Genomic DNA, 6878 nt, shown 5'->3' on the forward strand with positions numbered 1-6878 from the left:
GACGCGGAGGGGGCGGACACGCAATGAGCAACGACGAGCAGTACGGCGGCGGCGGAAGCTACGGCGAGGTCGGCGGCACGGGCCAGACCCGTACCCGCCTCCCGGACACCCCCGCCGACCCGTACGGCCCCACCCGCCGCACCCCCCGCGCCTCCCGCGGCCTGGTCACGGTGGTCGGCGTGGTGGTCCTCCTGATCGCCGCCATCGCGTTCGCGAACCAGGGCCCGGACACCCCCGGAGACGACCCCTCGGACAAACCCCCGACAGCCTCCTCCACCGCACCCACGGGCACCACCCCGGTCACCGACAAGGCCGCGGGCATCCCCAAGGGCTTCGCCCACGACGAACAGGGCGCCCAGTCGGCGGCCGCCAACTACGCGGTGGCCCTCGGCTCCGACGGCATGTTCGACGCCACCCGCAGACGGGCGATCGTCCAGGCCGTCTACCTGCCAGACGTGGCCGCGGCACGCCAGAACGACCTCGACAAGGTCTACGCCGACCAGGCCTTCCTGGGCCGCATCGGTCTCGAGGCCGGCGGCAAGGCCCCCAAGGGACTGACGTTCATCTCTCGCCTGAACCCGGTGGGTACGAAGGTGGAGAAGTTCGACGGCGACACCGCCAGCGTCTCCGTCTGGTACTCGGCGCTCTTCGGCCTCGCGGGCGAGGGTTCGAAGAACCCGGTCGCGGAAGGCTGGTACACCAACACGTTCGAGCTCCGGTGGCTCAACGGCGAATGGCGAGTCTCCGACTTCACGCAGAAGGACGGCCCGGCCCCGGTAGGCCGAGACCAGTCCGCCGCCTCGGCGGAGGAAATGGCAGCCGCGGTATCACAGTTCGGGGGGCTTACCTATGCGCGCTGACCAGCGCGGTTTGTCACTCACGGCCGTCTTCGCTGCCGTGCAGTGCGCTGCCGTCCTCCTCGCCACCCGGGCAGTGGCCGCCCCCACGCCCACCCCGAGCCCCACCCCCAGCCCGCAGGCGAGCAACAACCCCTGCGACCTGATCCGCGGCCCCGCCAAGGAGTACTGCGAGCGCGGCGAAGGGGGAGCCCCCAGCACAGGCCTCGCCCCCAACGACCCCGCCGACGCCCTCAACCCCCTCGCCTCCCTCGCCAAAGGCTGCGCCGACGCCGCCTCCTGGATCGTCGGCAAACTCAGCGAAGCGGTCAAAGGCACGGCCGAGGTCGACTTCACCAACGCCACCTTCCTCAAGCAGTACGCCGTGGTCTTCGCCGCCTCCACCATCCTCACGCTCGTCCTCTGGCTCTTCGCCGTCGCCAAACGAGCCGTCCGCGGCGTCCCCCTGACCACCGCCCTCTCCGAAGCCATCGGCTTCCTCTGGCTCACGGTCCTCGCCTCTGCCTTCACCCCGCTCATCCTCTACACCGTCGTCTCCGCCACCGACGGCGTCACCGAGGTCATCGCCTCCGCCACCGGCGGCCAGACCGACGTCTTCTTCGGCTCCTTCTCCGAGGCCCTCAAGAAGGGCGACGACATCGGCGGCGGCCCGATCATGCTGATCGTCGTCTCCCTCGTCACCGTCCTCGCCGCCGGCATCCTCTACCTGGAGCTCTTCATCCGGGCCGCCCTCCTCTACGTCGGCGCCCTCCTCGGCGTCGTCGTCTACGCGGGCCTCGTCGACCGCAACCTCTGGGGCCACGTCCGCCGCTGGGCCGGCATCATGATCGCCGTCATCCTCGTCAAGCCGGTCATCGTCATCGTCCTCGGCCTCGCCGGGGCCCTCGCCGGCGAAGAGGGCCCCAACGCCTTCTCCGCCGTCGTCACCGGCCTCGCCATCATCCTCCTGGCGATCTTCGCCTCCGCGATGATCTACCGCTTCGTCCCCGGCTTCGGCGACGAGATCGCCTCCGCCCGCTCCAACCGCAGCAAGGCCACCGACGGCGCCCAGGCAGCCGCCGTCATCAGCTCCCCGGCCTCCCTCGTCTCGCAGGGCATCAAGACCCACAGCAGCCGCGGCGCCCACCGCGGAGGCGACGGCGGCGGCAACGCGCCCCGCCCCGCCAACCCCATCTCCGGAGGCGTGGCCGCCCACAGCAGCCGCCCCGCCTCCGGCGGCGGAGCCGGCGGCGGATCTGTCCCCTCCGCCGCACCCCCGCCCCGCACGAGCTCGAGCACGAGGAACACAGGAGGTGACGGGCGTTGACGACCCAGTCCCACCAGCTGCACCCGGTCGCGCCCCGCCGCACGTATCTCATCGGCCGCGCCCGGCCGAACGCGATCGTCGGCAAGAACCGCGAGACCGGTGAGATCGCCCTGATCATCGCGGGGGCGTTCCTCGGCATGATGAGCGGACTGCTCGTCCCCGACCTCACCCTGCGCATCGTCAGCCTCGCCGGCATCCCCATGATCGCGCTCGCCGCCGTGTACGTCCCGTACAAGGGCCGCACCTTCTACCGCTGGTTCGAGATCAGCCGCAGCTACAAGCGCACCCTGCGGCGCGGTACGACGTACCGCTCGGGCGCCATGGAAGCAGGCGTCCGCGGCGCCGACGGCCGCGAGGTCGAGGTCGGCCCGCCCCCCGGCATCGGCCGCATCAACTGGCTCGCCGCCCCCTTCGGCCCCGACGAGATCGCCGTACTCCTGCACGCCGACCGCCGCACCGTCACCGCCGCCATCGAGATCGAGGGCCCCGGCGTCGGACTGCGCGACAGCGAGGACCAGGAAGCCCTCGTCGACCGCTTCGGCACCCTCCTCAAGCACGTGGCCAACGGCGACGGCTTCGTCACCCGCCTCCAGATGCTCGCCCGCACCCTGCCCGCAGACCCCGACGCCCACGCCAAGGACGTCGCCCAGCGCGGCGACACCCAGGCCCCCGGCTGGCTCCGCGAGTCCTACGACCAGCTCCAGTCGATGGTCTCCACCTCCTCCGAGCAGCACCGCGCCTACCTCGTCGCCTGCATGCACTACACGCGCGAACTCGCCGCCGAGGCCCACACCATCGCCCGCGCCGGCACCCCCCACAAGGGCCGCAAGCTCGACCGCGACGCAGGCCTCGCCATCGTCATGGCCCGCGAGCTCACCGACATCTGCGCCCGCCTCGCCGAAGCCGACATCCGCGTCCGCCAGCCCCTCGGCCAGGGCCGCCTCTCCTCCCTCGTGCACTCCATGTACGACCCGGACCACCCCATCGACCACATCCAGGCCATGACCAAGCGCAACGCCTGGCCGGCCGAACTCGACGCGGTGGAACCCACCTACCTCCAGGCCAAGACCCGCGAGTCCTCCACGCGCGCCCCCTGGTGCCACGCCACCGCATGGGTGAAGGAATGGCCGATGACCCCCGTCGGCGTCAACTTCCTCGCACCGCTCCTGGTCCACACCCCCGACGTCATCCGCACCGTCGCCGTCACCATGGACCTGGAGCCCACCGAGGTGGCCATCGAGCGCATGCTCACCGAGAAGACCAACGACGAGGCCGACGCCAGCCGCGCCGCCAAGATGAACCGCACCGTCGACCCCCGCGACATCGCCGCCCACGGCCGGCTCGACCAAAGAGGTGAAGATCTCGCCAGCGGTGCGGCAGGAGTCAACCTGGTCGGGTACATCACGGTGTCCTCGCGTTCACCGGAGGCCCTCGCGCGCGACAAGCGGACGATCCGCGCCTCCGCCGGCAAGTCCTACCTGAAGCTGGAATGGTGCGACCGCGAGCACCACCGCGCCTTCGTCAACACCTTGCCGTTCGCCACAGGCATCCGACGCTAGCTGGAGGGAAGTGCCGCCCATGCGAGATCCCATGTCCGCCCTGACGGACGCCTTCACCAGCTTCCTCTTCGGCAAAGTCGAAACCACGCGCCTGCCCGTACGCACCTCCACCGGGCAGGCGCAAGCCGTCTACCTGCCCACCGCCGCCCCCGGCCTCGGCGACTCCGGCGTCATCATCGGCCGCGAGGTCTACAGCGGCAAGGGCTACATCTACGACCCCTTCCAGCTCTACGGCCAGCAGCTCCCGGCCCCCCACTGGCTGGTCCTCGGCGAATCCGGCAACGGCAAGTCCGCCCTGGAGAAGACCTACGTCCTGCGCCAGCTCCGCTTCAAGGACCGCCAGGTCGTCGTCCTCGACGCCCAGGGCGAGGACGGCGTCGGCGAGTGGAACCTGATCGCCCAGCAGCTGGGGATAACCCCCATCCGCCTGGACCCGATCGCCGCCAACGACGACGGGATCCGCCTCAACCCCCTCGACCCGTCGATCACCACGACCGGGCAGCTCGCGCTGCTCCGCACCATCATCGAAGTCGCCATGGGCCACGGCCTCGACGAACGCGCCGGCTTCGCCCTCAAGGTCGCCCACGCCTACGTCGTCGACGCCATCCAGGACCGCCAGCCCGTCCTCACCGACATCGTGGACCAACTGCGCCACCCCGAAGCCGAATCGGCGCTCGCCATGAACGTCGACATAGACGATGTCCGGGCCTGGGGCCTCGACGTGGCACTGGTCCTCGACCGCCTCGTCGACGGCGACCTGCGCGGCATGTTCGACGGCCCGACCACCGTCGGCATCGACCTCGACGCCCCGCTGATCGTCTTCGACCTCTCCCACATCGACCGCAACTCCATCGCGATGCCGATCCTCATGGCGATCGTCGGCGTCTGGCTGGAACACACCTGGATCCGGCCCGACCGCAAGAAGCGCATCTTCCTGGTCGAAGAGGCCTGGCACATCATCAACAGCCCCTTCGTCGCGCAGCTGTTCCAGCGCCTCCTGAAGTTCGGCCGCCGCCTCGGCCTGTCCTTCGTCGCCGTCGTCCACCACCTCTCCGACGTCGTCGACGGCGCCGCCGCACGCGAAGCCGCGGCCATCCTCAAGATGGCCTCCACCCGCACCATCTACGCCCAGAAAGCCGACGAGGCCCGCGCCACCGGACGCGTCCTCGGCCTGCCCCGATGGGCCGTCGAGATCATCCCGACCCTCACCCCGGGCATCGCGGTCTGGGACGTCAACGGCAACGTCCAGGTGGTCAAACACCTCATCACCGAAGCCGAACGCCCCCTGGTCTTCACCGACCGCGCCATGACCGAGTCCTCCACCCCCAGCCGCCTCCCCGACGACCTGCTGGCCGCCGAACTCGAAGCGGAGGAACGCGCCTTGTCCATCGAACGCAGCCGGGCCGGCAACGGCCCGGGCTCCGCCACCACGGTGGCCTGACCATGCACGACGCACGACGTACGGAGACCCCAGCGCGCGGCGGGATCCCGGACGGCCTGCTGGTCGGCCTGCTGGCCTTCCTCCTGGGCTTCGCCCTCCTGGTCTGGTCGGCGACGGGCCTCGCCGCCTGGTTCGCCAAGGGCGCCTGGCCCGACACCGTCACCTTCACCCGCACCCCGGACGCGGTCCGCGCCCTGATAGCGCAACCCCACGACCTCCCGGGCGCCTGGCCCGACACCGACCCCGCGGCCCTCTCGGGCTGGGGCCTGTTCTGGGGCCTGTTCATCGGCCAGCTCCTGGTGCTGTTCACGCTGATCGTCTTCGCCATCGGCGTGTTCGCCCGCACCAAGTCCCGCCGCGCCCTCGCCAAACAGGCCGCACCTGCCCCCGTACCGCAGGACGCCCCAAAGCCCGACGCGACAGAGGCCCCCATCCCGGCCCCCACACCGGTACCGGTACCCGCCCAGACCCCCGAACCGGTCGCCGCCCACCAGCCCGCCCCGCCCCAGCCGGCCGCCCAGCCCTCGGACGAGGCCTACCGCTACGGCTTCGGATACGCCCCCGCGGCACATCCGGCCCCGCCGGCGTTCGAGGCGCGGGGTCTGGGGCGGAGCCCCAGCAACGGAAACTGGCCGGGCTCCCCCACCACTGACCGCCGGCCCCGTCTCGCGTACGGCGGCCCGAACGACCGGTTCCGCGCGGCGGCCCAGCGAATCGGCGAGGCCGAAGGCGCCGCCCTGATCGTCACCTCGTCGCCCACCCTCTGGGCCGAGACCAAGGACGCCCGCGCCAAACTCGGCCCGGTCCTCCTCTACGACCCCTCCCACCTGTGCGACACCCCGGCCCGCATGCACTGGAACCCCGCCGAGGGCTGCGCCGACCGGGACACCGCCGCCGCCCGCGCGATCGCCCTACTGGCCCCCGTACGCCCCCAGGCCCGTATGGACGCGGCCGTCGCCGACACCGCGGAAACGCTCCTGCGCAGCTGGCTCCAGGCGGTCGCCCTGGACGACCGCCCCTTCAAGCAGCTGCACCGCTGGACCCAGGGCAACAGCGCCCAGGACCCCGTCCGCATCCTGCGGACCCACCCCCAGGCCGCCCCGGGCGCCGCCGGCGAGCTGGAGAGCGCCCTCACCGCGCACCCCGAACGCCGGGAGCTGGCCCAGAACCTGACGGCCCGTGCCCTCTCCTGCCTCACGTCGATCCACATCCGCGAGGCCTGCAATCCGAACCGAACGGATTCGCTCACACTGGCTTCGTTCCTGGGCGAAGGGGGCAGCCTGTACGTGGTGGGCGAACCGCTGGAAGACCCCCGTACCCACCCGGGTGCGATGCCGTTGCTGACCGCACTCGCCTCTCACGTGGTCGAGCACGGCCGCCGCATGGCCGCACGGTCATCCCACGGTCGGCTCGACCCACCACTCTCGCTGGTCCTGGACGACGTGGCAGCGGTCGCCCCGCTCCCCCAGCTCCCGGAACTCCTCACCGACGAGACGCTCCCCCTGCTGGCCCTGTGCCGAAGCCGCGAACAGGCCCGCAGCCGCTGGCCGGCCGCGGACCTGCCCTGAGCCCGTAACTCTGCTGCTAGTGCTGTGGCCGGAAAGGCTTGCCGGCCACAGCACTAGGCCGTGTCTGATGGCTCTTTGATGAGGTCGCGGAGCCAGATCACGATGGCTGCTGTGGCCAGGGTGCCGTTGAAGATGTAGTCGCGTTTG

Annotated in this window: 5 protein-coding genes; all 5 read left to right on the forward strand. The window is 71.2% G+C overall.

Annotation, left to right across the window (positions count from 1 at the left end; genetic code table 11):
• Positions 1–23: 23 nt before the first annotated feature.
• Genes AB0D94_RS34200 through AB0D94_RS34220 form a run of 5 tightly spaced genes read left to right on the forward strand, consistent with a single transcriptional unit; the run spans position 24 to position 6731 of the window.
• Positions 24–860: a hypothetical protein gene (locus AB0D94_RS34200; protein ID WP_362060463.1), complete on the forward strand. Its 837-nt coding sequence runs from the start codon at positions 24–26 to the stop codon at positions 858–860.
• Positions 850–2163 (forward strand): hypothetical protein, encoded by a 1314-nt coding sequence (locus AB0D94_RS34205; protein WP_362060466.1) that lies wholly within the window; start codon positions 850–852, stop codon positions 2161–2163. Before AB0D94_RS34200 ends, AB0D94_RS34205 begins: the two co-directional genes overlap by 11 nt.
• The gene (locus AB0D94_RS34210; RefSeq protein WP_362060470.1) at positions 2160–3722 is read left to right on the forward strand and encodes an SCO6880 family protein; all 1563 of its coding nucleotides are present in this window, start codon (positions 2160–2162) and stop codon (positions 3720–3722) included. Before AB0D94_RS34205 ends, AB0D94_RS34210 begins: the two co-directional genes overlap by 4 nt.
• 19 nt (positions 3723–3741) lie before the next feature.
• The gene (locus tag AB0D94_RS34215) at positions 3742–5163 is read left to right on the forward strand and encodes an ATP-binding protein (RefSeq protein WP_362060473.1); all 1422 of its coding nucleotides are present in this window, start codon (positions 3742–3744) and stop codon (positions 5161–5163) included.
• A 2-nt stretch (positions 5164–5165) separates the two neighbouring features.
• Positions 5166–6731, forward strand: a complete 1566-nt coding sequence (locus AB0D94_RS34220; RefSeq protein ID WP_362060476.1) for a type VI secretion protein — start codon at positions 5166–5168, stop codon at positions 6729–6731.
• Positions 6732–6878: the final 147 nt, after the last annotated feature.

This window comes from Streptomyces sp. NPDC048255 (genome assembly GCF_040652415.1).
In the GTDB taxonomy this organism is placed as follows: Bacteria; Actinomycetota; Actinomycetes; order Streptomycetales; family Streptomycetaceae; genus Streptomyces.